At 66.6% G+C, this 26104-nt stretch carries 24 protein-coding genes; 16 read left to right on the forward strand and 8 right to left on the reverse strand.

Going from position 1 to position 26104, the window contains the following annotated elements; genetic code table 11:
* The first annotated feature begins 563 nt into the window (after positions 1 to 563).
* Entirely contained in the window at positions 564 to 1931 is a 1368-nt protein-coding gene (locus NA10_RS06025; protein ID WP_084514384.1) for an RsmB/NOP family class I SAM-dependent RNA methyltransferase, read from the forward strand.
* Between the two features lie 53 nt (positions 1932 to 1984).
* On the opposite strand, the gene NA10_RS06030 is transcribed toward NA10_RS06025, so the two are convergent.
* The 3 genes from NA10_RS06030 to NA10_RS06040 are packed head-to-tail and all read right to left on the reverse strand — an operon-like array spanning position 1985 to position 4200.
* Positions 1985 to 2677: a hypothetical protein gene (locus tag NA10_RS06030; protein ID WP_067564496.1), complete on the reverse strand. Its 693-nt coding sequence runs from the start codon at positions 2675 to 2677 to the stop codon at positions 1985 to 1987.
* Positions 2678 to 2695: 18 nt separating this feature from the next.
* Positions 2696 to 3778: an RNA polymerase sigma factor SigF gene (locus NA10_RS06035; protein WP_307188379.1), complete on the reverse strand. Its 1083-nt coding sequence runs from the start codon at positions 3776 to 3778 to the stop codon at positions 2696 to 2698.
* Complete coding sequence (locus tag NA10_RS06040; RefSeq protein WP_067564854.1) at positions 3778 to 4200, reverse strand: ATP-binding protein; 423 nt, start codon at positions 4198 to 4200, stop codon at positions 3778 to 3780. The genes NA10_RS06035 and NA10_RS06040 overlap by 1 nt, the downstream gene beginning before the upstream one ends.
* A 183-nt stretch (positions 4201 to 4383) precedes the next feature.
* Here NA10_RS06040 and rpe point away from each other — a divergent pair, with 183 nt between their 5' ends.
* On the forward strand, positions 4384 to 5049 hold the full coding sequence (gene rpe / locus NA10_RS06045; protein ID WP_067564498.1) for a ribulose-phosphate 3-epimerase: 666 nt from the start codon (positions 4384 to 4386) through the stop codon (positions 5047 to 5049).
* On the opposite strand, the gene NA10_RS06050 is transcribed toward rpe, so the two are convergent.
* Positions 5035 to 5481 (reverse strand): hypothetical protein, encoded by a 447-nt coding sequence (locus NA10_RS06050; RefSeq protein ID WP_067564500.1) that lies wholly within the window; start codon positions 5479 to 5481, stop codon positions 5035 to 5037. The genes rpe and NA10_RS06050 overlap by 15 nt on opposite strands.
* 451 nt (positions 5482 to 5932) lie before the next feature.
* On the opposite strand from NA10_RS06050, the gene NA10_RS06055 reads away from it, so the two are divergent.
* The 4 genes from NA10_RS06055 to NA10_RS06070 all read left to right on the forward strand — a co-directional run bounded on the left by NA10_RS06055 (position 5933) and on the right by NA10_RS06070 (position 9175).
* Positions 5933 to 6559 carry a riboflavin synthase gene (locus NA10_RS06055; protein WP_067564502.1) on the forward strand — a complete coding sequence of 209 codons (627 nt, stop codon included), beginning with the start codon at positions 5933 to 5935 and terminating at the stop codon, positions 6557 to 6559.
* 178 nt (positions 6560 to 6737) lie between these two features.
* Positions 6738 to 8006, forward strand: coding sequence for a bifunctional 3,4-dihydroxy-2-butanone-4-phosphate synthase/GTP cyclohydrolase II (locus NA10_RS06060; RefSeq protein ID WP_067564504.1), 1269 nt, complete (start codon positions 6738 to 6740; stop codon positions 8004 to 8006).
* A gap of 36 nt (positions 8007 to 8042) precedes the next feature.
* Positions 8043 to 8522: a 6,7-dimethyl-8-ribityllumazine synthase gene (gene ribH, locus NA10_RS06065; protein WP_067564505.1), complete on the forward strand. Its 480-nt coding sequence runs from the start codon at positions 8043 to 8045 to the stop codon at positions 8520 to 8522.
* Between the two features lie 125 nt (positions 8523 to 8647).
* Positions 8648 to 9175 (forward strand): PH domain-containing protein, encoded by a 528-nt coding sequence (locus tag NA10_RS06070; protein WP_245677057.1) that lies wholly within the window; start codon positions 8648 to 8650, stop codon positions 9173 to 9175.
* Between the two features lie 203 nt (positions 9176 to 9378).
* Here NA10_RS06070 and NA10_RS06075 read toward each other — a convergent pair whose 3' ends face one another.
* A complete protein-coding gene (locus NA10_RS06075) occupies positions 9379 to 11334 on the reverse strand; it encodes a gamma-glutamyltransferase family protein (RefSeq protein ID WP_084514358.1) in 1956 nt (651 codons plus the stop codon).
* A 239-nt stretch (positions 11335 to 11573) separates the two neighbouring features.
* Here NA10_RS06075 and NA10_RS06080 point away from each other — a divergent pair, with 239 nt between their 5' ends.
* A complete protein-coding gene (locus NA10_RS06080) occupies positions 11574 to 13043 on the forward strand; it encodes an amino acid permease (protein ID WP_067564507.1) in 1470 nt (489 codons plus the stop codon).
* Between the two features lie 241 nt (positions 13044 to 13284).
* Positions 13285 to 13782 (forward strand): hypothetical protein, encoded by a 498-nt coding sequence (locus NA10_RS06085; RefSeq protein WP_157556123.1) that lies wholly within the window; start codon positions 13285 to 13287, stop codon positions 13780 to 13782.
* A 52-nt stretch (positions 13783 to 13834) separates the two neighbouring features.
* Here the strand turns inward: NA10_RS06085 and NA10_RS06090 are convergent, their stop codons facing one another.
* Positions 13835 to 15499, reverse strand: coding sequence for an FAD-binding dehydrogenase (locus NA10_RS06090; protein ID WP_067564511.1), 1665 nt, complete (start codon positions 15497 to 15499; stop codon positions 13835 to 13837).
* Positions 15500 to 15579: 80 nt separating this feature from the next.
* On the opposite strand from NA10_RS06090, the gene NA10_RS06095 reads away from it, so the two are divergent.
* Positions 15580 to 16830, forward strand: coding sequence for a winged helix-turn-helix domain-containing protein (locus NA10_RS06095; RefSeq protein ID WP_245677058.1), 1251 nt, complete (start codon positions 15580 to 15582; stop codon positions 16828 to 16830).
* 7 nt (positions 16831 to 16837) lie between these two features.
* Here the strand turns inward: NA10_RS06095 and NA10_RS06100 are convergent, their stop codons facing one another.
* Both NA10_RS06100 and NA10_RS36445 read right to left on the reverse strand, forming a co-directional pair.
* The gene (locus NA10_RS06100; RefSeq protein ID WP_067564513.1) at positions 16838 to 17170 is read right to left on the reverse strand and encodes a hypothetical protein; all 333 of its coding nucleotides are present in this window, start codon (positions 17168 to 17170) and stop codon (positions 16838 to 16840) included.
* Positions 17171 to 17275: 105 nt separating this feature from the next.
* The gene (locus NA10_RS36445) at positions 17276 to 17440 is read right to left on the reverse strand and encodes a hypothetical protein (protein WP_157556125.1); all 165 of its coding nucleotides are present in this window, start codon (positions 17438 to 17440) and stop codon (positions 17276 to 17278) included.
* Between the two features lie 221 nt (positions 17441 to 17661).
* On the opposite strand from NA10_RS36445, the gene uvrC reads away from it, so the two are divergent.
* The 7 genes from uvrC (at position 17662) to tpiA (ending at position 26035) form a co-directional block, all read left to right on the forward strand.
* Entirely contained in the window at positions 17662 to 19662 is a 2001-nt protein-coding gene (gene uvrC / locus NA10_RS06105; protein ID WP_067564515.1) for an excinuclease ABC subunit UvrC, read from the forward strand.
* Positions 19663 to 19833: 171 nt separating this feature from the next.
* On the forward strand, positions 19834 to 20784 hold the full coding sequence (gene rapZ / locus NA10_RS06110; protein WP_084514359.1) for an RNase adapter RapZ: 951 nt from the start codon (positions 19834 to 19836) through the stop codon (positions 20782 to 20784).
* Entirely contained in the window at positions 20781 to 21863 is a 1083-nt protein-coding gene (locus tag NA10_RS06115; RefSeq protein ID WP_067564517.1) for a gluconeogenesis factor YvcK family protein, read from the forward strand. Before rapZ ends, NA10_RS06115 begins: the two co-directional genes overlap by 4 nt.
* Complete coding sequence (whiA, locus tag NA10_RS06120) at positions 21854 to 22837, forward strand: DNA-binding protein WhiA (protein WP_067564519.1); 984 nt, start codon at positions 21854 to 21856, stop codon at positions 22835 to 22837. Before NA10_RS06115 ends, whiA begins: the two co-directional genes overlap by 10 nt.
* Before the next feature lie 172 nt (positions 22838 to 23009).
* Entirely contained in the window at positions 23010 to 24029 is a 1020-nt protein-coding gene (gap, locus tag NA10_RS06125; protein ID WP_067564521.1) for a type I glyceraldehyde-3-phosphate dehydrogenase, read from the forward strand.
* A gap of 5 nt (positions 24030 to 24034) precedes the next feature.
* Positions 24035 to 25246, forward strand: coding sequence for a phosphoglycerate kinase (locus NA10_RS06130; protein WP_067564523.1), 1212 nt, complete (start codon positions 24035 to 24037; stop codon positions 25244 to 25246).
* A gap of 3 nt (positions 25247 to 25249) precedes the next feature.
* Positions 25250 to 26035, forward strand: coding sequence for a triose-phosphate isomerase (tpiA, locus tag NA10_RS06135; protein ID WP_067564524.1), 786 nt, complete (start codon positions 25250 to 25252; stop codon positions 26033 to 26035).
* Positions 26036 to 26104: the final 69 nt, after the last annotated feature.

Below are 26104 nucleotides of genomic sequence, written 5' to 3' on the forward strand. Positions count from 1 at the left end.
CCCGCGCGGCCAACGCGCCCTACGGTAAGCAGTCCGCCGCCGGTGCGGGCGAGCGTGGCGATGACCGTCGGCGCGCCGATGCCGCCGATTCCGGTCGTCGCGGTGACAGCCCGAATCGCGGCGGTGATCGTGATCGCCCTGCCGCTCAGGGGAATTCGCGTGGACGCTCGGAGAACGCCGGATCGGCGCGATCCGGGGCCGGTGCGTCCGGCGGCTCAGCGCGCACGTCCGGTGGGCGTGCGACCGGCGATGGCTTTTCCGGTGGGCACGGTGGATCGGATCGACCGGTGCGTACCGCACGATCCGACGGTGGCGACCGCCCGCGCGGCGAGCGGGAATCGGCTGCGGCACAGGATGATCGGCGCGGGAGCGGCGGCGCTTCGCGTGGCACCGCCGGGTCGGCCGCGGGCCCGGCCCGCTCCGTTTCTCGCGATTCCGGCTCGTCGCCGCGTAATTCCGCCTCGGGGAGTGGCAAAGCCGGAGCCCCTCGGGGCAAGTCCGGTGCGGCGGGACGGAATTCGGGCGGCAAGTCCGGTGGCCGGGGTGATGCCCGCAAGGTCGATGTGACCGCGGCGTATAACGCCGAGCACGGGCTGGATCCGGTGCGCGTGGTGGCTCGGGATGTATTGCGGGCCGTGCGAGAGCGCGATGCCTACGCCAATCTCGTGCTGCCGGGCCTGCTGCGGGAGCGGAAGATCAGCGGGCGGGATGCGGCGCTGGCCACCGAATTGACCTATGGGGCGGCTCGTTCGCTCGGGCTGCTCGACGCCGTGATCGAGGCGGGGGCGGGACGTTCGGTCGAGGAGATCGACGGTCCGCTGCTCGATGCGTTGCGGCTGGGGACCTATCAGTTGCTGCGGACCCGGATCGGCGCGCACGCGGCGGTGGATACCTCGGTCGCCATGGCTCGGGCCGAATATGGTGTCGGGCGTGCGGGTTTCGTGAATGCCGTGCTGCGCCGGGTGGCCGAGAAATCGGCCGAGGAGTGGGTGGAGGTGCTCGCGCCCTCGGATCCACTGGGGCATATGGCTTTCGAACACGCCCATCCCGTGTGGATCGCGCAGGCGTTCGCCGACGCACTCGGTGCCCGCGCGGGAGAGTTGGAGGAGGTGCTCGCGGCCGACGACGCTCGGCCCGCCGTACACCTCGTCGCTCGGCCAGGCGAGATCAGCGCCGAGGAATTGGCGCTGATCACCGGTGGCGAGGAAGGTAAATGGTCGCCGTACGCGGTGTACATGGACGGCGGTGACCCGGGCAAGCTGGAGCCCGTGCGCGACGGTTTGGCCGCCGTGCAGGACGAGGGCAGTCAGCTTGTGGCGCTGGCGGTGACGCGCGCGCCGCTGGAGGGCGAGGATGGCGGTCGCTGGCTCGACCTGTGCGCGGGTCCGGGCGGTAAGACCGCGCTGCTGGGCGCGATCGCCGATATCGACGGCTTCCACATCGATGCCGTCGAACCCGCCGAACATCGTGCGGACCTGGTCCGCCAGGCGACCCGCGGCCTCCCGGTCGACATCCACGTAGCCGACGGCCGTGACAGCGGACTGACCCCCGGCTACGACCGCATCCTGGTCGACGCCCCCTGCACCGGCCTCGGCGCCCTGCGCCGTCGCCCGGAAGCGCGTTGGCGCCGCCAGCCCGCCGACGTCAAGGACCTGGTCAAGTTGCAGCGCGAATTGATCAGCGCCGCATGGGATCTGGTCCGCCCCGGCGGCGTGGTCGTGTACTCGACCTGTTCCCCCCACCTCCCCGAAACGGTCTCGGTGGTAGCCGATATGGTCCGCCGCACCGGCGCGGAACAGCTCGACTCCCGCGAACTGCTCACCGACGTCCCCGATCTCGGCGACGGCCCCGGCGCCCAGCTATGGCCCCACCGCCACGGCACCGACGCCATGTTCCTCGCGGCCCTGCGCAAACCGCTCGACGCGAAGTAACGTCGCCCCGTCTGGTCCCCCGGGAAGCCTTCATCCTCGCCGGGATCGCATGCCTACGGTCGCGCGGGCGGGTTGGGTCGCCAGGAGACCCAGACGCCCGCGCGGGGGACGCGGCGGCAGCGGATTGCCATCCATTGGGGGCGTTCGGTGTTGTCGGGGCCGCGGTCGGTGCGGCCGAGTATGCAGCTGCCGTCGGAATCGGGTACCAGTTCTATGGTTTCGCCGTTGACTTCGATGAATCGCTCGGGGCGGCCGTTGCCGGAGCGGACGACGGTGTTCACCGTGAGGTCGGCGATGTGGAAGCAGCACCACCACTGGGCTTGGGCGCGGTTGCGGCGGGTGGTGCGGGCGGCGGTGACCGAATGCTGGAGTTCGGCCAGGGCGCGGAAGCGGTCGGCGGGGGTGAAGTCGCCCGGGTCCTCGGATCCGGGGCAGAGCACGGGTGATTCGTCGTCCGGATAGCGATAGCCGGGGTCCACCTCACCGCGCCAGCGCATTTCGGCCATGCGCGTGGTGATGGGCAGGCCGTGCCATTCCTCATCGCACCAGGGGTGCGGACAGCGCGGGAACTCCGGATCGCCGTAGTCGTAGCCGGTGCGTGGTTCGCCGTCGGCCAGCTGGTCGTTCACGAGCTGGTCGATCTGATTCACGATATGTCGATCGCGCTGGGTCATACTGCCGCCCGAATGCGGTGCGTGCCGGGTGGCCTCGATCGTCGCACCGGCGGGCCGTGCGGGCAAGCCCACGGGATTCGGGTGGGCGTGTCACTCGCGCGAGGACTGCTCCCGCAGGCGCGCAAGGGTTTTCGCCAGAATCCGGGAGACGTGCATCTGGGAGATGCCCATCTGCTGTGCGATCTGGGTCTGGGTCATCGATTCGAAGAACCGCATGGTGAGAATGCGTCTCTCACGTTCGGGCAGCCCCGCGAGCAACGGCCGGATGGCCACGTACTCCTCGACCCGATCGAATTGCGACTCCTCCTCGCCGAGTGTGTCGAGCAGCGACGCCTCGGTATCACGGCCCACCGAGACCGCGTCGATGGAGCTGGGCTGGTACGCGTTTCCGGCAATGACCGCCTGGGTCACCTCATCGGGATCGATGCCGAGTTGGGCGGCGATCTCCTTGGCGGTGGGGGAGCGGCCGAGCTGCTGGGACAGCGCGTCGATGGCCGAGCCGATCCGTAGATGAGTTTCCTTGACCCGCCGCGGAACTCGCATGGCCCAGGTGTTGTCCCGGAAGTACCGGCGGACCTCACCCATGATCGTGGGCACCGCGAAGGACAGGAAGTTCGACCCGCGCCCGACATCGAAGCGGTCCACCGCGTGCACCAGTCCGACCCGCGCGACCTGGGTGAGATCGTCGAAAGGCTCACCGCGCCCGCTGAATTTGCGGGCGATGTGATCGGCGAGCGGAATGCACCGGCTGATCAGCTCCGAACGCAGTGCGGCGCGGCGCGCGGAGCTCGGATCGGTGGCGGCCAGCTGTTCGAACAGCGCGGTCACATCGTCGTATCCGCCGGAGACGCTGCGCGCGACCTCCTCGACCTCCTCGGCGTCGACGACCTCGTCGGGCTCGGCGGATTCCTCACTCTCGGGCGCGGCGTCCGTCTCGGAGGTCGGGCCACTGTCCGCCGAACCGGCTTGGGCCGCAGCGTCACCGGCGTTCCCGTTGCGCGGGGCGCTGCCGCGATCCCCGTTCTCGCCACTCGCGGTGCCGTTCGCCTGCCCGCGACCACTGTCCGAGGCACCGGTGGCCGGACCGTCGGAGGCACTGCTCACCGGCTCGGATCCGGGCGAATCGGGCTGTGACGCGTCGGGAGAGGCGAACACCATGTCCTCGTCGGTCACTACGCCTTCCCCCGGACCCGCCGGAACTCCACCGTCGTCGGGTATCCGGAGATCGCCGGGTCGTAATCGCCCTGGCTCGCGGTCACCTCGTCGGAGAGGGTGCGCAGTACATGCCAGCCGAAGCTGCGCTGATCGGGAAGCCCCCGGGTGCCCGCGATACCGCCGACTCGAATCACCAAATCACTGTCGCCCACGGTGAACACGCACTGGAGTGTGCTGCCCGGCACCGCGAGCGCGATCACGGTGGAGGCGGCCTCGTCGACGGCGAGCCGAATATCGGCGACCTCGTCCAGGGTGAAATCGCTGAGTAGCACCAGGGTTTCGGCGAGTCCGCGCACGATGGGCAACTGGGAGACGGATGCGGCGACACCGATCTCGACCGGTGTGGCCCGCAGTCCTTGGTCCGCCGAAATGTTGATCACCTGCACTAGGCTACCCATTCCACCGCGCGGCAATCAGCGCAATGGCCGCGAAGACCCGCGGCGACCCCCGAGCCGGGCCCCTTCGCGAATATCGCGCCACCGACGGTGTCGGTTCGGTTATGCGCGGCCGTTAGACTGCCGCGTGTGTGCACCTCCTCCTCTCCTTTCCAGCGGCCCGCGCCCATGATCGCGCCGTCCATCCTGTCCGCCGATTTCGCGCGCCTCGGTGACGAGGTGCGGGCGATCGAGGGAGCGGATTGGGTGCACGTGGATGTCATGGACAACCACTTCGTGCCGAACCTGACCCTGGGCCTTCCGGTGGTGCAGTGTCTGTTGAAGGCCACCGACATTCCCCTGGACTGCCATCTGATGATCGAGAATCCGGAGCGCTGGGCGCCGGGCTACGCGGAGGCGGGCGCGTACAACGTCACCTTCCACGCCGAGGCGACCGACAATCCGATCGCGGTGGCGCGTGATATCCGTGCCGCAGGCGCGAAGGCCGGGCTCTCGGTCAAGCCCGGTACCCCGATCGAGCCGTATCTGGAGATCCTGCGCGACTTCGACACCCTGCTGGTGATGAGCGTCGAGCCCGGCTTCGGCGGCCAGTCCTTCATCGCCGAGGTGCTCGAAAAGGCCCGCATCGTCCGCAATCTCGTCGATTCCGGTGAACTGCGCCTGGTGGTGGAAATCGACGGCGGCATCAATATGGACACCATCGAACAGGCCGCCGAAGCCGGAATCGACTGTTTTGTAGCGGGTTCCGCCGTCTACGGCACCGCCGATCCGGCCGCGACCGTGGCAGCCCTGCGGCAGAAGGTGATCGCGGTGGAGGCGTCAGCGGCCCAGTAGGGCCTCGACCACCGACTCCAGCGGCGGCACCGAGCTGACCGTCTCCGGGGGATGAATCCAGGTGCGGTAGCCCGTCCGCTCGTCATCGGCGGACGGCAGCACCACCTGCGCACCCGCGCACGCGACCGTCGCGTACAGCCGGAACAGCGCGGCGGTGACGGGCGTGCTGAGCGTCTCGGGCCGGGCGGGACCGGTGATGAAGGTCCAGCGCCGCGCCCGCGGATGGTGCACGACCGGCCCGGCCAGCTCGGCCTGCGCGAGTCTGTGCTGCACCCGTTCGCCTAGTTCGGCGGGCATGGTGATCGCGCCGTAACGGCTGCCTATCTCCAACAGGATGTGTCGTGACGCCGGGTCTATCGATGCCGGGAGGTGAAATTCGCGCCGGTACTGCACGCAACGAACTTCGAGGGTGGTATCGAGAAGCGTGGTCACGCTGCACTCCCAATTGTGTTGTAGTCCACCTGGATCCGACCCCGTACGGGGCCTAACCTTCCTTCGGTTCGACATTGCTGCGAAGACTCATCCGCGCCGGACGCGGCGACGGATGCGGGACTTGTTCCGCGCTGAACTGCTCGCTGAGAGGTACGGTCACCCTGAGGTGGTCGACGAAGTTGAACTGTAGGAATCAGCTGCATAACAATCTTGCGACCATTTCCGCAGATCCGCAAGATTATGGTGTAAGCGAGTCGGAATTGGGAACCGGGGGCCGATTCCCCTGCGCGAATTGGCATCTTCCTGTAGGAGAGGCGCTCTGCCCACTACGACTCCCTGTCGTTAGGCTGAGGGCGGACGCCCGTCATCGGGGAATAGCACCGGTGCTCCGGGCTGTTGGCGCAAGCGGTGGGCCCGTTCCGCGGCCCGAGGCGACAGGGAGAGGCAGGGCATGTTCACAGGCATCGTGGAGGAGCTGGGCGAGATCGTCGCCACCGAGCAACTGGTCGATGCGGCCCGGCTCACCATCCGCGGCCCGCTGGTGACCTCCGATGCCGGACACGGTGATTCGATCGCGGTCAACGGCGTCTGCCTCACCGTGGTGGATCAGCGGGTGGAGGGCGACACCTTCACCGTGGACGTCATGGCCGAGACGCTCAATCGCTCCAGCATCGGCGGTCTCGCCACCGGTTCGCGCGTCAATCTCGAGCGCGCCGCCGCCGTGAACAGCCGCCTGGGCGGTCATATCGTGCAGGGCCATGTCGACGGCACCGGCACCGTACTCTCCCGCACCCCCTCCGAGAACTGGGAGGTCGTGCGAATCTCGTTGCCCGACAGCATCGCTCGCTATGTGGTGGAGAAGGGTTCCATCACCGTCGACGGCATCTCGCTCACCGTCTCGGGACTGGGTCTGGCCGAGGAGGCCGCCGCCGACGGCAGCAAGGACTGGTTCGAGGTCTCGCTCATTCCGACCACCCGCGAGCTCACCACGCTCGGCACCGCACCGGTCGGCACCACCGTGAACCTGGAGGTGGATGTCATCGCCAAGTATGTCGAGCGGCTGATACAGCGCGGATGACTGCAAGTTCCCGGCCCGGCTCGGTTCTGGAGCGACGGAGCGGGGGATCGTAGCGACTGGGCGGAGGAGTGAAGAACCGAGCCTTCGGTGGCCGCGAACCGCGACGCCGGAGGCGGCGCAAATCAGACACTGCCCTAATGTGGGTACTGCACCTAATTCGAGATGGAGCACAACAGACGTGACCAGGTTCGACACCATCGAGCGCGCAGTCGCCGACATCGCCGCCGGTAAGGCGGTCGTCGTCGTCGACGACGAGGGCCGGGAGAACGAGGGCGACCTCATCTTCGCGGCGGAGAAGGCAACACCCGAGCTGGTGGCCTTCATGATCCGCTACACCTCCGGTTACATCTGTGTCCCGCTCACGGGTGAGGACTGCGACCGCCTGGGCCTGCCGCCCATGTACGCGGTCAACCAGGACAAGCACGGCACCGCCTACACCGTCTCGGTCGATGCCCGCGACGGCATCTCGACCGGTATCTCCGCCGCCGATCGCGCCACCACCATGCGGGTGCTCGCCGATCCGCTGGCCAAGTCCGATGATCTGACCCGCCCGGGCCATGTGGTTCCGTTGCGCGCCAAGGACGGTGGCGTGCTGCGCCGCGCCGGGCACACCGAGGCCGCGGTCGACCTATCCCGGATGGCCGGGCTGCACCCGGCCGGTGTCATCTGCGAGATCGTCAGCCAGAAGAACGAAGGCGATATGGCGCGCACCGAGGAGCTGCGTATCTTCGCCGACGAACACGATCTGGCGCTCATCTCCATCGCCGACATGATCGCCTGGCGGCGCAAGAACGAGAAGCATGTGCGCCGCGTCGCCGAGGCCCGCATCCCGACCGCGTTCGGTGATTTCAAGGCCATCGGCTACGAGAGCGAATACGACGACTCCGAGCACGTGGCCCTGGTCATGGGCGATATCGCCGGTGCCGACGGCAAGGGGGAGGACGTGCTGGTGCGCGTGCACTCCGAATGCCTCACCGGCGATGTCTTCGGATCGCTGCGCTGCGACTGCGGTCCGCAGTTCAATGCCGCACTACAGCTGGTGGCCGATGAGGGCCGCGGCGTGGTTCTGTACATGCGCGGTCATGAGGGTCGCGGTATCGGACTCATGCACAAGTTGCAGGCGTACCAGGTGCAGGACGAGCAGCAGTTGGACACCTACGACGCCAATATCGCCATCGGCCAGCCCGCCGATGCGCGCGATTACGGCACGGGCGCGCAGATCCTGGTCGATCTGGGCATCACCTCGATGCGCCTGCTCACCAATAATCCCGATAAGCGCGCCGGGATCGAGGGCTACGGTCTGAGCATCACCGAGCGCGTGCAGATGCCGGTGCGCGCGAACTCGCACAATCTGCACTACCTGCGCACCAAGCGGGATCGTATGGGCCACGACCTGGTCGGCCTGGACGATCTCGACCTGGGTGACCTGGGCGAAACCGCGAACTGACGCGTCAAACGGACATATGAGAAGGGCGGAAAACCGATGAGCGGCACGGGCGTACCCACGTTCGAGCTCGCCGATGCCAAGGATCTCAAGCTTGGCATTGTGGCGTCGCGCTGGCACACCACCATCTGCGACGCACTGGTGGCCAATGCGGAGCAGACCGCACGCGCGGCCGGCGTCGCCGATATCACCGTGGTGCGGGTCGCGGGCGCGATGGAGCTGCCGGTGGTGGCGCAAGCGCTGGCCCGCAGTCATGACGCGGTGGTCGCCCTCGGTGTTGTGATCCGCGGTGAGACACCGCATTTCGAGTACGTCTGCGATTCGGTCACCGCCGGTCTGACCCGGGTCTCGCTCGATGAGAGCGTCCCGGTCACCAATGGTGTGCTCACCGTGAACACCGAACAGCAGGCCCTGGATCGCGCGGGTCTGCCGGGTTCGTTCGAGAACAAGGGTGAGCAGGCATCCGCCGCCGCCCTCGATGCCGCGCTCACGCTGCGCGAACTCTCGCAGACCGCCTGACCATGCCTGTCGTCCGGATCTGGAAGCGCGACGGCGGAGCGGAAGAACCGCCCCGCCGGCCCCAGTCGTCCGCGACCGAGTCGAAGGCCGGTGAAACCGCAGTGTCTGGCACCGAAAGCGCTGGCGTGCAATCGAAATCGAAGTCGACTCCGGATGCCACCGAGGCCCCGGAGGTCGGGGAGAACGAGAACCCGGCCGCGTCCGGAGCGGAGTGGGATCTAGAGGTGCGCCCGAAGCGCGCCATTATGACGGCACGCATCGTCGCGGCATTGCTGGCGCTCGTCTTCATCGTTGCCGGAATTCTGTTGCGGCACGGGTCGACCGGCGTGAACTTCCGCCTCGCGGATCAGTTGGGTCTCGCGGTCTTCGGGCTGTTGCTCGGCGGCGCGGTGCTGCTCCTCGCACGCCCGCGTGTGCGAGTGGGCAAGAGCGGTGTTGTGGTCCGAAACATCCTGGGCGATATGGAATTTCGCTGGCAGGATATTCGCGGTGTTTCCTTTGCGGACAAGAAGTCCTGGGCTCGCCTGGAATTGGTTCACGACGAGTACGTGCCCATGATGGCGATCCGCACCAATGACAAGCTCCGCGCTGCGTCGGCGATGGACCGCTTCCGCGAGCTCGGGGCGAAGTACACCGCCGAGGACCCCCGCTGAAGTACTCGGGGCCTTCATAGCCGAATACCCAGTGGGACATTACGTTCCAGCGGGGTTCGGCAGATGGCCACGAATCTTCGGAGTGGGTACTTCGCCTGCCGTACCCGGCTTTGACCACCGGTCGGGCGCGAATACTCGCGACCCAGCCGGGGTTTGTCCGCTTCCCTGCCGTGAGTTCCTGGTGATCGCCCCGCCCAGGTTTTTTAGTTGGGGTCGCCTAGGACTGTGCCTTCTCGGCGGGGGTCTGCGCCGCCTGTCCAGCCATGGGGGTCTCGGATCAGGGCGGAGAGGCCGCTGGATTGGGGGAGGACCGAAACCGTGTGGCCCAGGTGGCGTAGTTGTTGGACCAGGGAGTCTTGGTCGCCGTTGTTGGCGGCGTTTATCGACGGGTGTTCGCCGCCGACATTGGTGGTGGGGGAGTTGGCTGCGCCGAAGGCGACCATGGAGACTGCCTGTTGCGGGTCCAGGCCCCAATCGAGCATGGCCACCAGGGTTTTCACTACGAATTGGATGATGACCGAGCCGCCGGGGGAGCCGGTGACGTAGGTGAGTTGGCCTCGGGTGCCGTCGGGGGCGCGGTCGAAGACGAGGGTGGGGGCCATCGAGCTGCGCGGGCGTTTGCCCGGGTCGAGTCGGTTGGCTACGGGGAGACCGTCTTTGCCGAGGGGTTCGGCGGAGAAGTCGGTGAGCTGGTTGTTCAGAATGAAGCCGTCGACCAGGTGGAAGGCGCCGAAGGCGGATTCGACCGTGGTGGTCATGGAGGCCGCGTTGCCGTATTTGTCGACGATCGAGATGTGGCTGGTGCCGTGTTCGGGCGTGGGCACGCCATTGCCCAGGGGGACGGGGCCGAAGTCGCCGGGCTGGGCGGTGCCCATGCTGTGGTTGAGGTCGATCAGGCCCGCGCGCTGCTTCAGGTAGTCCGGATTCAGTAGCGTCTGCGGCGAATTGCCGGGCATCGGAATGAAATCCGAGTCGGCGACGTACTTGTCGCGGTCCGCGTAGGCGAGGCGTTCGGCCTCGGAGATCAGGTGTACGGCCTGGGCCGTGGGTTTGCCGCCATTGCGGGCGGTGTCATTGTCTCCGGTGGTGTCCGTCGGTTTCATCGACGCCAGATCGAAGTTCGACAGAATGCCCAGGGTGGCCTCGACGGTGGTACCGCCCGAGGACGGGTTGGGCATACCGCAGATCTCGTGGTTACGGTACGGCGCGCACAATACGGTGCGCTTCTTCGGTTGGTAGGCGGCGAGATCCGCCGCGGTGGTCAGGCCAGGGGTGCGCCCGCCCGAGGTGGTGCCGATGGCATCGACGATATCCGCGGCGATGGCCCCGGTATAGAAGGCATCCGCGCCCTCGGAGGCAATCGCGTTGAGGGTCTTGGACATTGCCGGATTGGTCAGCGTGGTTCCGGCCGGTTTCGCCTTGCCGTCGGCCTGCAGGAAGTAGGCCCGCGCATTGTCGTCGCGCGCGAGATCGGCTGCGCTGTCGGCGATCTGACCGGCCATGCGTGGACCGACCTGAAAGCCCTGATCCGCCAGGGAGATTGCCGGGGCGAACAGATCGCGCCAGGTTTGCCTACCGTGTTCGCGCTGGGCGAGCTCGAGCATGCGCAGCACCCCGGGCGTGCCGACCGATCGGCCGCTGGCTCGCGCGTTGGGCTGCGGCGTAGTGCGATCGGTATCGCTTATCCAGCGCAAATAGTCCTGGGTGGCCGCGGCGGGCGCGGTTTCGCGACCGTCGTAGGCGTCGATCTGCTTGGTGGCCGCGTCGTAGTAGAGCAGGAACGCCCCGCCCCCGATCCCGGTGGCCTGCGGTTCGACCAGTCCGAGCACGGTCTGCGCCACAATGAGCGCATCCGCGGCCGTGCCGCCATCCTTCAGCACCTTGCAGGCTGCTTCGGTGGCTACGGGATTGGCGGTGGAGACCGCGAAGGTCTCGGTGTGCGCGGGTTTCATCCCGGTGCGGTATCCGGTGGCGATCTCCGGATTGGTGCTCAGATTCGTACTGGTGGGGCCGCTACCCGCACTGGCGCTGATGGGAACGCCATTGGGGGAGGTTTCGCACACGCCCGGTTTCGCGTCCGAATCGGACGAACAGGCCGTGGCCGCTCCGAATAGCAGCAGCAGGGCGGCCGCGGCGCCGCTCCAGGTATGCCGTCGCATGCGCCTCATGGTCGGACTCTAGCGCCGGTGCGCGGTCCGGTCTGGTTTTTGCGTTGCTCGGGCCGTATGCCGACCACCGGCGTCATGTTGGTTACCAGCATTGGGAAGGTGTTGGCACCCGTTCGAACTGCTCTGACCACCGGTAATCCGCCCCGGTCGGAGCGGCGATGTGGTTCTCAGTTATTTGCAAGGTACTCTCGGACCGCCTCAATACACGATTGCGGAGGGTTAACCGGCGTATGACCGAGATCCGGACACAGGCCACAAATCTCACTGCCGAGGACAGCGGCTATCACAAAGCCCTGAAGCCTCGCCAATTGCAGATGATCGCCATCGGCGGAGCCATCGGCACCGGCCTGTTCCTCGGCGCGGGCGGTCGCCTCGCCAGCGCGGGACCGTTGCTGTTCGTGGTGTATCTGATCTGTGGTGTTTTCGTCTTCTTCATTCTGCGCGCGCTCGGGGAGCTGGTGCTGCACCGCCCGTCCTCGGGTTCGTTCGTCTCCTATGCACGCGAATTCTTCGGTGAGCGAGCGGCTTTCGTCGCCGGCTGGATGTATTTCCTGAACTGGTCCATGACCGGCATTGTCGATACCACCGCCGTGGCAACGTATTTGCACTACTGGGGCCCGTTCGAGCCTGTAGCGCAATGGATTCTGGCGTTGGGCGCACTGGTCATCGTGCTGGGCATCAACCTGGCGTCGGTGAAGTGGTTCGGCGAGATGGAGTTCTGGGCCGCCATGATCAAGGTGCTGGCCCTGGTCACCTTCCTGATCGTCGGCACGGTCTTCCTGGCCGGGCGCTTCGATGTCGAGGGCGCGCGCACCGGCCTGGGTATGGTCAGCGATGCCGGTGGCTGGTTCCCGACCGGCATCCTACCGCTGATCACCGTCACCTCCGGTGTCGTGTTCGCCTATGCCGCGGTCGAAATGGTCGGCATCGCCGCCGGTGAGACCGAGAACCCGGCCAAGATCATGCCGCGCGCCATCAATTCGGTGATCGTGCGTATCGCGGTCTTCTACTGCGGTTCGGTCATCCTGCTGGCGCTGCTGCTGCCGTACACCGCGTACAAGGCGGGGGAGAGCCCGTTCGTCACCTTCTTCAGCAAAATCGGCGTGGCGCATATGGGTTCGATCATGAACTTCGTGGTGCTGACCGCCGCGCTGTCGAGTCTGAACGCCGGTCTGTATTCCACCGGGCGCATTCTGCGATCGATGGCCATGAACGGCAGTGCGCCCAAGTTCACCGCGCGCATGTCCAGCGCCGGCGTGCCCTACGGCGGCATTCTGCTCACCAGCGCCATCGCGCTGTTCGGCATCTGGCTGAACTACATCGTCCCGGACGAGGCGTTCGAGATTGTGCTGAATGTGGCGTCGCTGGGCATTCTGGCGTCCTGGGCGACGATTGTGCTGTGCCAGCTCAAGCTCTGGTACTGGTGGAAGAACGGCCGGGCCGAGCGGCCCGCGTTCCGGATGTGGGGTGCGCCGTACACCGGTATCGCGACGCTGGTGTTCCTGTGCGCGGTACTGGTGCTCATGGCATTCGACCATCCGGTCGGCACCTGGACCGTGGGCAGCCTGCTGATCATCGTGCCCGCCTTGATGATCGGGTGGCTGGTCGCCAAACCGCGGGTGCTGGCCATTGCCGAACAGCGGGCCGGATATACCGGTGAGTTTCCGGTGATTCCGCCCATCCCCATGGACGACAAGTAGTTTCCGGCTTCCGGCGCTATACTGGAAAATCGCTGGAGGACCTGCACTTACGACGGCCGCACACGCGAATCGTGTGCGGCCGTTATGTGTTCGAGATCACTGTTTGCCGCGCTTGCTATCGGCTGTGGCCATGGTCATAACTTTCCGAACTCGATTGTCTCGCAGCTGAATATTTGGTTAGCGTCAGGCTCTGCGCGTTCGCAGGGGGCGCGCGGCCAGGGGATACTCGATGAGGAGTGCTGTGAGTTCGCAGTCGGCTGTGGTCGACGAGATGGATATCTCGCCGACGAGTGCCGGGAACAGTGTTCCTGCCACGATTTTCGAGCGATTCGCACTGGTGCTGCGAGCGGTCCGGCGTAATAGTTCCGAGATCGAACTGCCCGCGAAGGTGCGGGAAACGCAATACGCCGCTTTCGCCGCCGCGGGATTCGCGCTGGTGCATGTGCTGCTCGGGGTGACCAGCGGATTCGGCGGATTGCTCGGCAGTGCGGGTCATTTCTTCGCCGCCTGGGTGACCGGCGGTGTGGCACTGTTCTTCGGTCTGCGTTCGCAGTGGGTCTGGGTGGCCGCGCTGGGATTGGCCAGCCTGCAAGCCTTCTACGGTGTCTTCACCCTGGTATCGGCCGAAATGCCCACGGGGGTCGGGCCTTTCGCGGTGCTGTTCGGTGTGATGACTTCGGGTGTCGTGCTCGCGTTGCTGTTGCGCGGCGACTGCTACCGCTGGTTCGTGGCCGCGTAGAGACGCTTTGCCGCCCACGCATTCGCCTGGGCGGCAAGCACTTCCGGCTGGATCACTTCAGGCTGCGGCCCAGCGCCCGTCCGGCCGCGCGGCCCGAGAAGATGCAGCCGCCCAGGAATGTGCCCTCCAGCGCGTTGTAGCCGTGCACGCCGCCGCCACCGAAGCCGGCGACCTCGCCCGCCGCGTACAGCCCGGGGAAGGCGGTGCCGTCCGGGCGCATGACCTGGGAGTCGAGGTTGGTCTGCAAGCCGCCCAACGTCTTTCGGGTCAGAATGTTCAATCGCACCGCGATGAGCGGGCCGTGCGCGGGATCCAGGATCTTGTGCGGGGTCGCCACCCGGCCCAGCTTGTCGCCCAGGTAGCGGCGGGCATTGCCGATGGCCATGAGCTGGCCGTCCTTGCTGAACTTGTGCTCGGTATCGCGGTCGCGCGCCACGATCTGGTGTTCGATATCGGCCGGGTCCAGGTGCGGGCCGCGGGTGATCTTGTTCATGCCCGCGACGAGATCGGTGAGGGTGTCGGCGACCACGAAGTCCACCCCGTGCTGTTTGAACGCCTCCACCGGCCCCGGCGCGCCCTTGGCCACGCGGCTCTTGAGGGTCAGCCTGAGGTCCTTGCCGGTGATATCCGGATTCTGCTCCGAACCCGAGAGCGCGAACTCCTTCTCGATGATCGACTGATCCAGGATGAACCAGGAGTAGTCGTACCCGGTCGAGAGAATCTGCTTCATGGTGGCATTGGTGTCGAAACCCGGGAAACACGGTGCGGGCATACGCTTTCCATTGGCGTCGAACCACAGCGAGGACGGACCGGGGATGATGCGAATGGCGTGATCGGGCCAGATCGGATCCCAGTTGTGAATGCCTTCGGTGTAGTGCCACATGCGATCCCGGTTCACGATGCGCCCGCCGGCGGCCTCGGTGATGCCGAGCATGCGCCCGTCCACATGCGCGGGCACGCCGGAGATCATGTGCTCCGGGCACGGGCCGAGGCGATCGACCGGCCAGTTGCGGCGGATCAGATCGTGATTGTGGCCGATACCGCCGGAGGTGACGATCACCGCCTGCGCGGCAAGTTCGAAGTCGCTCACAATGTTTCGTGAGGATGCGACACCGCGTGCCTCGTCGGAAGGCTCGAGTACGCTGCCGCGCACGCCGGTGACCGTGCCGTCGGCGACCACCAGTTCATCGACGCGATGCCGGAAGGCGAATCCGACCTGTCCGCGCTGTTCGGCGGCGAGCACCGGCTCCAGGAATACCCGCACCACCTCGGGCCCGGTGCCCCAGGTGAGATGGAAGCGCGGGACGGAATTGCCGTGCCCGTCGGCGAATTCGCCGCCGCGTTCGGCCCAGCCGACCAGGGGGGTCACCCGCAGCCCGAGATCGTGCAGATACTGCCGCTTCTCCCCGGCGGCGAACTCCACATAGGCGCGCGCCCACTGGCGACCCCAGTGGTCCTCGTCCTCGCGGTCGAAGCCCGCCGAGCCGAACCAGTCCTGCATGGCCAGTTCGAGGGAGTCCTTCACACCGAGGCGGCGCTGTTCGGGACTGTCCACGAAGAACAGGCCGCCTAGCGACCAGAATGCCTGCCCGCCGAGGTTGGCGCGGTTCTCCTGATCCAGCACCAGCACCCGGCGCCCCGCCTTGACCAGTTCGTGGGTGGCGACCAGGCCGGCCAGACCGGCGCCGACGACGATGACATCCGGGTTCTCGATCATGCCCAATTCCTCGGTTCGTAGAAGTTCGATACACGACTGTATCGAACTTGGCTGTCGGTGGGACATGGCATGGTTCCACTGTGCCGATTTCCTCCCGTGGATCTGCTGTCCTGACCGTCGCGGCGGCGCGTCGGATCGCCCTGGGCGCCCAGGGCTTCGCCACCGCCCGCCCGAGTGCACCGCCCACCCGGCGCACCCTGGCCAAGGTGCTCGACAACACCAAACTGCTACAGATCGATTCGGTCTCCGCGGTGGTGCGCGCGCATTACGCGCCGGTGTTCAGTCGTATCGGGGCCTACGACCGGGCGCTGCTGGACGAGATGTCGTGGAGCGATTCCGCGCGCCGCCCGCGCAAACTGGTCGAGTACTGGGCGCATGAGGCGGCGCTGCTGCCGGTGCAGGATTGGCCGCTGATGCGGTGGCGCATGGTGAAGTACCGGCACGGCCGCTGGGCCGGACTCGGCCGCCATCGCGATGAGAAGCTCGCCGACGAGGTGCTGAGCGTGGTGCGCGAATTCGGTCCGAGCACCGCCGGGGAGATCGAGAAACATCTCGAACTGGATCGGCCGCGCGCCAAGGACAATTGGGGCTGGAACTACAGCGAGACCAAGGTGGTGTGCGAGCAGCTCTTCGCCTCGGGTGAGCTGTCGGTACCCAAACGCGTTGGCTTCCAACGCCATTACGACCTCACCGAGCGGGTGCTGCCCGCCGAGGTCTGCGGCCGGGAACTCGATGAGGCCGACGCCATCCGCGAGCTGGTGCGCCGGGCCGCGTCCGCGCACGGCATCGGCACCGAAACCGATCTGCGCGACTACTACCGGCTGAGCCGCGTCCAAACCGAACCCGTCATCGCCGAACTCCTCGCGGCGGGCGAGCTGGAGCAGGTCACCGTCGAAGGCTGGGACAAGCCCGCCTACCTGCACGCCACGGCCCGCGTTCCGCGCCGCATCACCGGTGCGGCGCTGCTGTGCCCATTCGATCCGTTGATCTTCTTCCGCGCCCGCACCGAGCGCCTCTTCGACTTCCACTACCGCATCGAGATCTACACCCCCGAACACAAACGCGTGCACGGCTACTACGTCTTCCCATTCCTGCTCGACGGCGAGATCGTCGGCCGCGTCGATCTGCGCGCGGACCGCACCACCGGCGTGCTCCGCGTCCCCGGTGCATTCGCCGAACCCGGCCGTGGCATGACCTACGTGGCCTCGGAACTCGCTGCGGCCCTTCGGGAAATGGCCGATTGGCTCGAACTCGACACCCTCGAGGTAGGCGACCGAGGCGACCTGGCCCCCGCGCTCAGGCGCGAGCTGAGCCCGCGCCTGCGCGTCTAGTTCAGCCTCAGAAGGGCCCGTCGGTGTAGGCGTTCAGGACGATGCCTCGCTTACCCTCGCCATTGCATTCGATGGTCATGGGGATGAGCGGGCGGGGGGAGTCGCCCACGATGTAGGTGGGGGACTGGAAGCCATTGCCGACTTGGCGGGTGCCGAGGCATTCGACGACGGCGGCGTACCACATGCCCTCGGGGCAGGTGTAGGTCGCGGTGTCGAGCGTGCGGTCGATGCGGCAGGGCGCGTCGGCGTGCGCGGCCGGTGCGGCAATGCTCACCAGGGCGGCGGCTCCGAGGCTGAGGGCCGAGCCGAGCCCGAGCGAGCGGCGGTGTTGCTGATTCATCTTCAATACTCCCCTTGTGCGTGGACAGATCGTTCGATGACCGTGCGCACCCATACTGGCCTCGTGTACCGCCGCGATGTGGGAATACGCGTGCGGCGTGGCGCGCTAGGCGACCGGGAGCGGTGCGGGTTCGGACAGCACCGGACCGCCGCAGACCGCGACGGTGGATTGGTGAATCAGGTAGTCCCCGTAGACGAAGATGGTGCCGTCGGCGGATTCGGCGGCCGCCGGAACGGACACCGCCACCAGCGCGGCGGCGGCCAAGGTCAACGCTGCTCCGATCGCAAGCGACCGGCGTCGACGGCGAAGGCGAATCATGGCACTGCTCCCCTCTGGTTCGGTGATCTTGCCGGTACCTTCGTCGCCGCGGCGCTCGCGGATGAGATCGACGGCGTGGCGCGGTCCTACACCGGTGTCGTGTCGCCTTCGCCGGATTGGTCGGGAGCCGGGCGTGACGGGGGCCTGTCGGAGGGGATCGTTAATCTGGGTGCGTGCCTGATCCTTCGACGTACCGGCCCGCGCCGGGGACGATTCCTGTTGAGCCCGGCGTCTACAAGTTCCGGGACGTCCACAAGCGGGTCATCTACGTCGGTAAGGCGAAAAGTCTGCGCAGCAGGCTGAACTCGTACTTCGCGGATGTGTCCGGTCTGCACCCGCGCACCCGCCAGATGGTGACCACCGCCGCCAGCGTGGAGTGGACGGTTGTCTCCACCGAGGTCGAGGCGCTACAGCTGGAGTACAACTGGATCAAGGAATTCGATCCGCGCTTCAATGTGCGCTATCGGGACGACAAGTCGTATCCGGTGCTGGCGGTGAGCCTCAACGAGGAGTACCCGCGGGTTTTCGTCTATCGCGGTGCGCGCAAGAAGGGGGTGCGGTACTTCGGCCCGTACGCGCACGCCTGGGCCATTCGCGAGACCTTGGATCTGCTGCTGCGGGTGTTCCCCGTGCGCACCTGTTCGGCGGGAGTCTTCAAGCGGCACAGTCAGATTGGCCGTCCCTGCCTGCTCGGCTATATCGACAAATGCTCCGCGCCGTGCATCGGGCGGGTGACTGCCGACGAGCATCGGCAGATCGTGGAGGACTTCTGCGACTTCCTCTCCGGTAAGACCGACCGGTTGGTCAAGGAGCTGGAGAAGCGCATGCACTCCGCCGCCGAGGAACTCGACTTCGAGACCGCGGCCCGCCTGCGCGACGATGTGCAGGCCCTGCGGCGCGCGCTGGAGAAGCAGGCCGTGGTGCTCGGCACCGGCACCGATGCCGACGTAATCGACTTCGCCATAGACGAATTGGAGGTCGCGGTACAGATTTTCCACGTCCGCGACGGCCGCGTGCGCGGTCAGCGCGGCTGGGTGGTCGACAAATCCGGTGATGCCATCGACGAGGTCGAGGCCGGCGGTGAGGTGCCCGCGCTGGTCGAGCAGTTCCTCACCCAGTTCTACGGTGAGCAGTCCACCCTGGCCGCACAGTCGGGCGAGGAGCAGCCCGGCAATGTGGTGCCGCGCGAGGTGCTGGTACCCGCCCTGCCCCGCGATGCCGAACAGGTGCAGCAGTGGCTCTCGGCCATTCGCGGCTCGGCGGTGCAGCTGCGGGTACCCCAGCGCGGTGACAAGAAGGCCCTCGCCGAGACCGTGCAGCGCAATGCCCAGGAGGAATTGCAGCGCCATAAGCTAAGGCGCGCAGGCGATCTCACCGCCCGCTCGGCCGCGCTGCAGGAGATTCAGGACGCCCTGGATCTGGACAGCGCCCCGCTGCGCATCGAGTGCGTGGACATCAGCCATGTGCAGGGCACCGATGTGGTGGCCTCGCTGGTCGTCTTCGAGGACGGTCTGGCGCGCAAATCCGAGTATCGGCACTACGCCATCAAGGAGGCCGCCGGTGACGGCCGCTCCGACGATGTGGCCAGCATCGCCGAGGTGACCCGCCGCCGCTTCGCCAAACTACGTCGCGATCTGGATGCCGCCGAGGCCGCCGAGCTCGCCGAATCCGATTCGGAGGCAACCGAATCCAGTCTGCCCGGGATCGACCCCAAGACCGGTAAACCGCGCCGCTTCGCCTATCCGCCCAACCTGTACGTGGTGGACGGCGGCGCCCCGCAGGTCAATGCCGCCGCCGAGATCCTGGACGAACTCGGCATCACCGATGTCGCGGTCATCGGTCTGGCCAAGCGCCTGGAAGAGGTCTGGGTCCCCAATGAGCCCGATCCGGTCATCATGCCGCGCACCAGTGAGGCGCTGTACCTGCTGCAGCGCGTGCGGGACGAGGCGCATCGTTTCGCCATCACCTTCCATCGCAGCAAACGTTCGCGGCGGATGACCGCCTCGGTGCTGGACACCGTCCCCGGCCTGGGCGAAACCCGCAAAACAGCGCTGGTGACCCACTTCGGGTCGGTCGCCAAGCTGAAGGAGGCTACGGTGGAGCAGATCACCGAGGTCCCGGGCATCGGGGTGGCCACGGCCAAAGCGGTTCTCGCCGCTTTGCATACCGACTAGGTCACCGGGCGGCACTTGCGCGACACGCCGAGAGCGTGTTGCGCGACACGCCGTCTGTGCAGGTCGGGAGGGAGAATCACAGCTGTGTCTCTCCTCGAGCGTGCGCCTGCGCCGGATTCGGGTATCGGTGCAGGATGATCGTGGGACCCTCAGAGACGAACCCGGTAGGACATGACGCGCGTCGAAGCCAGCAGCAGTGCGGTCGCAAACCAGAGCGGTACGACCCGGACCGGTGAGCAACCGGTCGAGGTGGTCATAGTCACCGGTTTATCCGGGGCCGGACGTGGTACTGCCGCCAAGGTGCTCGAGGATCTGGGCTACTACGTGGCCGACAATCTGCCGCCCGAGTTGATCGGCCGCATGGTCGAATTGGGTGAAAGCGCCGATCCGCCCATTCGCAAACTCGCGATGGTGATGGATGTGCGCAGTCGCTTCTTCACCGGAAACCTCTCGGCGGTCACCGAACAATTGCGCTCCGCGGGCGTGCGCACCCGCATTCTCTTCCTGGAGGCCTCCGACGATGTCCTGATCCGTCGATACGGGTTCGCCCGGCGTCGCCATCCGCTGCAGAGCGAGAGCGCCGACGGCACGCTCACCGCGGGTATCGCGGCCGAGCGTGCGCGTCTTGCCTCGGTCAAGACCGCGGCCGACCTGGTTATCGACACCACCGCACTATCGATCCACCAGCTGCACCGAAAGCTGGAGGAGGCGTACGGCGGGGCCACCCCGACCGCCCTCCACTTAACAATCCAATCGTTCGGTTTCAAGTACGGAGTACCACTCGACGCCGACATGGTGTTGGATTTGCGTTTCCTGCCCAATCCGCATTGGGTGCCGGAACTCCGCGAACAGACCGGACAGGATGCCGCGGTCAGTGAGTATGTGCTGTCGCGTCCCGGCGCCCAGGATTATCTGGGCACCGGCCGCCACCTCATCGATCTCACCACCGAGGGCTACCGCCAAGAGGGGAAGCGATACATGACCGTGGCAGTGGGCTGCACGGGCGGTAAGCACCGCAGTGTGGCAATGGCGGAGGCACTGGGTGACCTACTCGGTGCCGACGCGAACAACGGAGCGGGGGACGTTGTTCGCGTAGTTCACCGGGATTTGGGGCGGGAATGAGTGCGCGCGAGACGGATACCGCGGCGAGCCGCGCAACGGGCCGCGCGACCAATCCGGCGATCGTCGCGCTGGGCGGTGGACACGGTCTGTACGCGACGCTGACGGCGGTGCGACGGCTGACCCGCAAGATCACGGCGGTGGTGACGGTCGCCGATGACGGCGGGTCCTCCGGACGGCTGCGCGGCGAGCTCGGCATGCTGCCCCCGGGTGACCTTCGAATGGCGTTGGCGGCCTTGGCCGAAGAGTCCGACGGCATCTGGGCGCGGACGCTGCAGCACCGCTTCGGCGGCAGCGGCGCGCTCGCCGGGCATTCGGTGGGCAACCTCATTCTGGCCGGGCTCACCGAGGAACTCGGGGATCCCGTTGCGGCACTTGACGAAGCAGGAAAAATTCTGCGGATCACCGGCCGCGTACTACCGATGTCGCCGATCGCGTTGACCATCGAAGCCGATGTGGCGGGCCTGGAGGGTGACCCCCGGGTGAGCCGCTGCATTCGAGGTCAGGTGGCTGTGGCGACCACGCCGGGCAAGGTGCGGCGGGTGCGGTTGATCCCCTCGGATCCGCCCGCCTGCCCCGAGTCGACCTCGGCGATCGAGCACGCGGATGTGGTCGTACTCGGCCCCGGCAGCTGGTTCACGAGCGTGATTCCACACGTCCTCGTGCCCGATTTGCACGAAGCTCTGCTTCACACTCGGGCGCGGAAAGTGTTGGTGCTCAACCTCGCTGCCGAACCGGGCGAAACGGCCGGATTCTCCGCGGAGCGGCATCTCCATGTATTGTCCCAGCACGCACCGGATTTCACGGTAGACCATGTTTTGGTGGATTCCGGCTCCGTACCCGAGGGTAGGGAACGCGAACATGTGGCAAGAGCTGCCGAACAGCTGCGAGCACGAGTAACCTTCGCTGATGTCGCCGAGGCCGGGACAGACCGGCACCACCCCGGAAAGCTTGCCGCCGCACTGGATCAGGTGATCCGGCAACCTCGGCCGGAATCAGCAGGGCTTCGAGTCGAAGGACGGCATATGGGCCAACATGTGCGGTCCGGGTTGGGTGGAAAGGAGCGCGTCTCGTGGCGATGACAGCGGAAGTGAAGGACGAGCTGAGCCGACTCACCATTTCACAGGTGAGTTCGCGCAAGGCGGAACTGTCCGCGCTACTGCGGTTCGCCGGTGGATTGCACATCGTCGGTGGTCGAGTGATCGTTGAGGCCGAGGTGGACATGGGTTCCATCGCGCGCCGACTGCGTCGTGAGATCTTCGAGCTGTACGGCTACGGCTCCGATGTGCACGTCCTGGGTGCAGGCGGGCTTCGCAAAACCTCCCGGTACGTCGTACGGGTTTCCAAGGAAGGCGAGGCGCTCGCGCGCCAGACCGGATTGCTCGATGTGCGCGGCCGACCGGTGCGGGGTCTACCCGCGCAGGTGGTCGGCGGCAGTATCGGTGATGCCGAAGCGGCTTGGCGCGGAGCGTTTCTCGCGCACGGTTCGCTCACCGAACCGGGCCGCTCCTCGGCACTGGAGGTCAGCTGCCCGGGACCGGAGGCCGCACTGGCCCTGGTCGGTGCCGCCCGGCGCATGGGCATCTCGGCCAAGGCTCGTGAGGTGCGCGGCACCGATCGGGTCGTGGTGCGCGATGGCGAGGCCATCGGGGCGCTGCTCACCCGCATGGGTGCGCAGGACACCCGGCTCACGTGGGAGGAGCGGCGCATGCGCCGCGAGGTCCGCGCGACGGCCAACCGGCTGGCCAACTTCGACGACGCCAATCTGCGTCGGTCGGCCCGGGCCGCGGTAGCCGCCGCCGCCCGCGTGGAGCGCGCGCTGGAGATACTGGCCGATGATGTACCCGATCATTTGGCCGCCGCGGGCAAGCTCCGTGTGCTGCACCGGCAGGCGTCCCTGGAGGAGCTCGGCCAGCTGGCCGATCCACCGATGACGAAAGACGCTGTGGCAGGCCGCATTCGACGCCTGCTCTCGATGGCAGACCGGCGCGCAAAGGAATTGGGCGTCCCCGACACCGAATCCGCTGTCACCGCCGAACTCCTCGAAGAGGCGTAAAGGTGTCTGAGGCACCGTACCCACCGGGTACGGTGCCTCCGTCGTAACTGGAACAAAACCGACTGACCCGGAGCTCGCACATCTGCCGGGGTGTGTCCGTGATGTTTCCGTGACGACGTTAGGGTGAGTACCACAAGGGAAACGATCCGCTTGAAAGCTGAGGAGCGATAACGTGACTGTCCGGGTAGGCATCAACGGCTTCGGTCGTATCGGACGCAACTTCTTCAGGGCCGTCGAAGCGCAGAAGGCGCTCGGTACCACTGACATCGAAATCGTCGCGGTCAACGACCTCACCGACAATGCGACGCTGGCGACCCTGCTCAAGTACGACTCGATCCTCGGCCGTTTGCCGCAGGATGTCTCGCTGGACGGCGATGACACCATCGTGGTCGGCGATATGCGTATCAAGGCCCTGGCCATCAAGGAAGGCCCGTCGGCGCTGCCGTGGGGCGATCTGGGTGTCGACGTGGTCGTCGAGTCCACCGGTATCTTCACCGATGCGACCAAGGCCAAGGGGCACCTCGCCGCCGGCGCCAAGAAGGTCATCATCTCCGCGCCCGCCAAGGGTGAGGACATCACCATCGTGATGGGCGTCAACGACGACAAGTACGACGGTTCGCAGAACATCATCTCGAACGCCTCGTGCACCACGAACTGCCTTGGCCCGCTGGCGAAGGTGCTGAACGACAACTTCGGCATCGAGCGTGGTCTGATGACCACCATCCACGCGTACACCCAGGACCAGAACCTGCAGGACGCCCCGCATGCCGACCTGCGTCGTGCGCGCGCGGCGGCCCTGAACATCGTGCCGACCGGCACCGGTGCGGCCAAGGCCATCGGCCTGGTGCTGCCCGAGCTGCTGGGCAAGCTGGACGGCTACGCGCTGCGCGTTCCGGTCCCGACGGGCTCGGTCACCGACCTCACCGTGACGCTGTCCAAGTCGGCCTCGATCGAGGCGATCAACGCCGCGTACCAGGCCGCCGCCGAGGGCGCGCTCAAGGGCTTCCTGAAGTACAACGTGGACCCGATCGTGTCGAGCGATATCGTCACCGACCCGCACTCCTGCATCTACGACGCGCCGCTGACCAAGGTCATCGACGATCAGGTGAAGGTTGTCGGCTGGTACGACAACGAGTGGGGCTACTCCAACCGTCTGGCCGACCTCATCGGTCTCGTCGGCAAGTCGCTCTGAGCACGATGGCGATCAAGACACTCGCAGATCTGCTGAACGAGGGTGTCGAGGGTCGGGGCGTGCTCGTGCGCTCCGACCTGAACGTGCCCCTCGACAACGGTGCCATCACCGACCCGGGCCGGATCATCGCGTCCGCTCCGACCATCAAGGCGCTCGCCGAGGCGGGCGCGAAGGTGGTCGTGACCGCGCATCTGGGTCGCCCCAAGGGTGAGCCGGATCCGAAGCTGTCGCTGGCTCCCGTCGCCGCGCGGCTGGCCGAGGAGCTGGGCCGCAATGTGCAGCTCGCCGGTGATGTCGTCGGCCAGGACGCGCTCGCGCGCTCCGAGGGCCTGACCGACGGTGATGTGCTGCTGCTGGAGAACATTCGCTTCGATCCGCGCGAGACCAGCAAGGACGATGCGCAGCGGGCCAAGCTGGCCGCGGCGCTGGTCGAGCTGGTCGGCGATGACGGCGCGTTCGTCTCCGACGGTTTCGGTGTGGTGCATCGCAAGCAGGCGTCGGTCTACGACGTGGCCAAGGTGCTCCCGCATTACGCGGGTCAGCTCGTGGCCGCCGAGACCGAGGTGTTGCGCAAGCTCACCGAGAACTCCGAGCGTCCGTACGCGGTCGTGCTCGGCGGATCCAAGGTCTCGGACAAGCTGGCTGTCATCGAGGCGCTCGCGCCGAAGGTGGACACGCTGGTCATCGGCGGCGGTATGTGCTTCACCTTCCTTGCGGCGCAAGGACTTCCGGTCGGCGGTTCGCTGCTGCAGGAAGAGATGATCGACACCTGCAAGGATCTGCTCGACAAGTACGCCGATGTGATCCACCTGCCGCGCGATATCGTCGTCGCCGACAAGTTCGCGGCCGACGCGGAGTCGAAGGTGGTGCCCGCCAACGAGATTCCCGAAGGCTGGATGGGCCTGGACATCGGTCCGGAGTCCACCGATCGGTTCGGCGCGCTGCTGACCGAGGCCAAGACGGTGTTCTGGAACGGGCCCATGGGCGTGTTCGAGTTCGAGAAGTTCGCGGCCGGTACCCGCGGTGTGGCCGAGGCGATCGCGGTCGCCACCGGTAAGGGTGCGTTCACGGTGGTCGGCGGCGGCGATTCGGCCGCGGCCGTGCGTTCGCTCGGTCTGCCGCAGGACGGTTTCTCGCATATCTCCACCGGTGGCGGTGCGTCGCTGGAATACCTGGAGGGCAAGGAACTTCCCGGCCTTTCGGTTCTGGAGGACTGAGTCATGGCACGTAAGCCTTTGATCGCCGGCAACTGGAAGATGAACCTCAATCACCTCGAGGCCATCGCCCTGGTGCAGAAGATCGCTTTCGCCCTGCCCGAGAAGTACTTCGCCAAGGTCGATGTCACGGTGATCCCGCCGTTCACCGACCTGCGCAGCGTGCAGACCCTCGTCGAGGGCGACCGGCTGCTGCTCACCTATGGCGCACAGGACGTCTCGACCCACGACGAGGGCGCCTACACCGGCGAGATCAGCGGTTCCATGCTGGCCAAGCTGGGCTGCACCTACGTCGTGGTGGGCCACTCCGAGCGTCGTCAGTACCACCTGGAGGACGACGCGACGGTCCTGGCCAAGGCCAAGCAGGCGCTCAAATACGGCATCACCCCGATCGTCTGCATCGGTGAGGGCCTGGGCGTCCGCGAGTCCAAGACCCATGTCCAGTACAACCTCGAGCAGTTGCGCGGTTCGTTGAAGGGCCTGACCGCCGAGGAGATCGCCAAGGTCGTCATCGCCTACGAGCCCGTCTGGGCCATCGGCACCGGCAAGGTCGCCACCCCCGCCGACGCCCAGGAAGTCTGCGGCGCCATCCGCAAGGAACTCGCCGACCTGGCGAATCCCGAAGTGGCAGCGGGCGTCCGCGTCCTCTACGGCGGCTCGGTCAACGCCAAGAACGTAGGCGAACTCGTCGGCCAAACCGACATCGACGGAGCCCTCGTAGGCGGCGCCTCCCTGAAGGGCGACGAATTCGCCACCCTCTCAGCTATAGCCGCCGGCGGCCCCCTGCCGTAACCGGCATTACGCGAAAGGCCGGACATCCGAAGGGATGTCCGGCCTTTTTGTCGTCTTCGGCCTTTTTGT

Source organism: Nocardia acidivorans NBRC 108247, assembly GCF_001625085.1.
GTDB lineage: Bacteria > Actinomycetota > Actinomycetes > Mycobacteriales > Mycobacteriaceae > Nocardia > Nocardia acidivorans.

Bases quoted from the DNA above. Each gene is read 5' to 3' on its own strand.
- rpe (WP_067564498.1), top strand. From the start codon at position 4,384: ATGATCGCGCCGTCCATCCTGTCCGCCGATTTCGCGCGCCTCGGTGAC.
- NA10_RS06055 (WP_067564502.1), top strand. From the start codon at position 5,933: ATGTTCACAGGCATCGTGGAGGAGCTGGGCGAGATCGTCGCCACCGAG.
- ribH (WP_067564505.1), top strand. From the start codon at position 8,043: ATGAGCGGCACGGGCGTACCCACGTTCGAGCTCGCCGATGCCAAGGAT.
- NA10_RS06075 (WP_084514358.1), bottom strand. From the start codon at position 11,334: ATGCGACGGCATACCTGGAGCGGCGCCGCGGCCGCCCTGCTGCTGCTA.
- NA10_RS06080 (WP_067564507.1), top strand. From the start codon at position 11,574: ATGACCGAGATCCGGACACAGGCCACAAATCTCACTGCCGAGGACAGC.
- NA10_RS06090 (WP_067564511.1), bottom strand. From the start codon at position 15,499: ATGATCGAGAACCCGGATGTCATCGTCGTCGGCGCCGGTCTGGCCGGC.
- NA10_RS06100 (WP_067564513.1), bottom strand. From the start codon at position 17,170: ATGAATCAGCAACACCGCCGCTCGCTCGGGCTCGGCTCGGCCCTCAGC.
- rapZ (WP_084514359.1), top strand. From the start codon at position 19,834: ATGACGCGCGTCGAAGCCAGCAGCAGTGCGGTCGCAAACCAGAGCGGT.
- NA10_RS06115 (WP_067564517.1), top strand. From the start codon at position 20,781: ATGAGTGCGCGCGAGACGGATACCGCGGCGAGCCGCGCAACGGGCCGC.
- NA10_RS06130 (WP_067564523.1), top strand. From the start codon at position 24,035: ATGGCGATCAAGACACTCGCAGATCTGCTGAACGAGGGTGTCGAGGGT.
- tpiA (WP_067564524.1), top strand. From the start codon at position 25,250: ATGGCACGTAAGCCTTTGATCGCCGGCAACTGGAAGATGAACCTCAAT.